This is a genomic window from Streptomyces cahuitamycinicus (assembly GCF_002891435.1).
In the GTDB taxonomy this organism is placed as follows: domain Bacteria; phylum Actinomycetota; class Actinomycetes; order Streptomycetales; family Streptomycetaceae; genus Streptomyces; species Streptomyces cahuitamycinicus.
The window spans coordinates 1-1,989 of sequence record NZ_POUC01000765.1; the positions used below are offsets into that span (position 1 = coordinate 1).

Below are 1,989 nucleotides of genomic sequence, written 5' to 3' on the forward strand. Positions count from 1 at the left end.
GTCATGGCGAGGGCTCTCCGAGGGGGTGGGCCCGACTGGAGCGGGCGTCCGGCTGTGCCGAACAGGAAAGACCCGCCGGGCCCGCCGCACCATCCGTACAAATACCGACCGCGGGTTCGACCGGGCCCGGTGGACACCTTGCCGGACACGGATGGGCGCCCTATCGTTAGGCTCCAAACGACATTGCCGTCCGAGCCCGCACGGAGGCTCGCATGTCCAACCACCACCAGATCGCGGCAGCCGCCCGCATCGGCATGCTCACCCGCGAGCGCGACACCGCCTCCGCCTCCGCGCAGGCCCTGCGCGAACTCGCCCTGGCGCTGCCGCTGGACGCGGCGACCCTGCTCACGATCGACCCGCTGACCGGCTCCCACGTCCAGATCGCGAGCATCGGCTACACCGCCGAGGCCTCGCAGGCCCTCGCCGGAGAGTTCGTCGCCACCCCGTGGTACCGCAACGTCGTACGGCGGGAGTTGCCGCCGTCCATCTCGGATGACGCGGAGGACTCCGAGGACGCCGGGCCGCGCTTCCGGCACGGCTGGTTCTACGCCGAGCGGGTGCGCCCGGCCGGTTTCCGGGACGGCGTCACGGGGGCGCTGCGGCACCGGGGCCGGCTGGTGGGGCTGGTCCATCTCTCCACCGAGACCGCGGACGCCTACGACACCGACGCGCGACGGCTGCTCGCCTCCGTGATCCCCGCCCTGGCCGCCTTCGCCGACCCGCTGGCACACGCCGGCGACCTGCACGGCCTGGCGGGCGAGGACGCGGCGAGCCTCGTCACCGGCGACGGCCGCGTCATGGACCTGCCCGGTCGCGACCGGCCCCGGGTGCTGCGTGAGGAGGGCGGGTTCCGTGCGCTGCTGCACGCCTTCACCAACACGGGCGGGCAGCGGCTGCGGCTGCTGTGGCCGGCCTGCGGAGGCTGGCGGCGGGTCGCTCTGCACCGGCACCCGGCCGGGCCCGGCCTTGCGGCGGACGCGGTGCTGGTGCACGAGACGCCCACGGAACTGCCGTACGGGCTGAGCCCGCGGGAGCTGGAGGTGCTCACCCGGGCGGCCACGGGGCAGACCAACCAGGCCATCGCGCAGGCGCTGTTCCTGTCCCCGCGGACCGTGCACAGCCATGTCGAGCACCTGCTGCGCAAGACCGGCTGTGCCTCCCGGGCCGAGGCCACCGCGCTCGCGGTGCGGGACGGGCTGCTGCGGCCGGACCCGGACCACCTGGCGCGGTTCGTCGAACGGTGATCCGGGCCGGGGCGGTCAGGACGTCAGCGTCTCGACGCGACGCATGACCTCGCGGCAGAACTCCCCCACGCCGCCGGGGTCGTCGATGAACTGGTTCGGCTTGACGCAGAAGGTCGTGAAGCCCTGCTCCAGCTGCTCAGGGATGACGGCGAGCGCCGCGCCGAGGTCCGCCGGTGAGCGGTCGTCGGGGAAGACGGCCCGGGTACCGCCGATCATCTCCAGACCGGCGGCGTCGCGCCCGGCCGCGGACATCGCCTCCTCGAGCCCTCGGAGATCCCCGGGCGTGGGCCGGCCGAGCGGGTGGAAGCCGTGGCCGTACCGGACGAGGCGGCGCAGGACCGGGCCGTGCAGGCGCTGGCCGCCGAACCAGAGCCGGGGGCCGTCGGGCCGGTGGGCCTTGGGCTCGAAGTACACGTCCTGGAAGGGGTAGTGCGGCCCGTCGTGGGAGATCGGGGACGGCCCCCAGGCCTTCGCCCAGATCTCCAGGTGCTCGTCCAGGAGCCGTCCGCGCCGGGTGAACGGCACCCCCAGGGCGTCGTACTCGTCCTTGCTCCAGCTGACCGTCGGCTGTACGACGAGGCGGCCCGCGCTGATCAGGTCCAGGGTGCCGAGTTCGCGGGCGAGCAGGAGGGGGTGACGCAGCGGGGCGAGGACGGCCGCGGCGGCCAGGCGCAGCCGGGAGGTGACCGAGGCGATGGCGGCGAGCAGCAGCAGCGAGTTCGGCCAGGGGGTGTGGGGGTCCTGG

2 protein-coding genes are annotated in these 1,989 nt (G+C 74.4%); one reads left to right on the forward strand and one right to left on the reverse strand.

From position 1 onward, the window contains the following. Window positions 1–212 precede the first annotated feature (212 nt). Window positions 213–1,244, forward strand: a complete 1,032-nt coding sequence (locus tag C1J00_RS42585; protein WP_102914139.1) for a helix-turn-helix transcriptional regulator — start codon at window positions 213–215, stop codon at window positions 1,242–1,244. Between the two features lie 15 nt (window positions 1,245–1,259). On the opposite strand, the gene C1J00_RS42590 is transcribed toward C1J00_RS42585, so the two are convergent. Beyond that, window positions 1,260–1,989 (reverse strand): LLM class flavin-dependent oxidoreductase (locus C1J00_RS42590; RefSeq protein ID WP_102914140.1); only part of this gene is annotated, 730 nt, incomplete at its 5' end.

What these genes read in the sequence shown, in the direction of transcription:
- C1J00_RS42585 (WP_102914139.1), top strand. Translation starts at nt 213, where the DNA reads ATGTCCAACCACCACCAGATCGCGGCAGCCGCCCGCATCGGCATGCTC.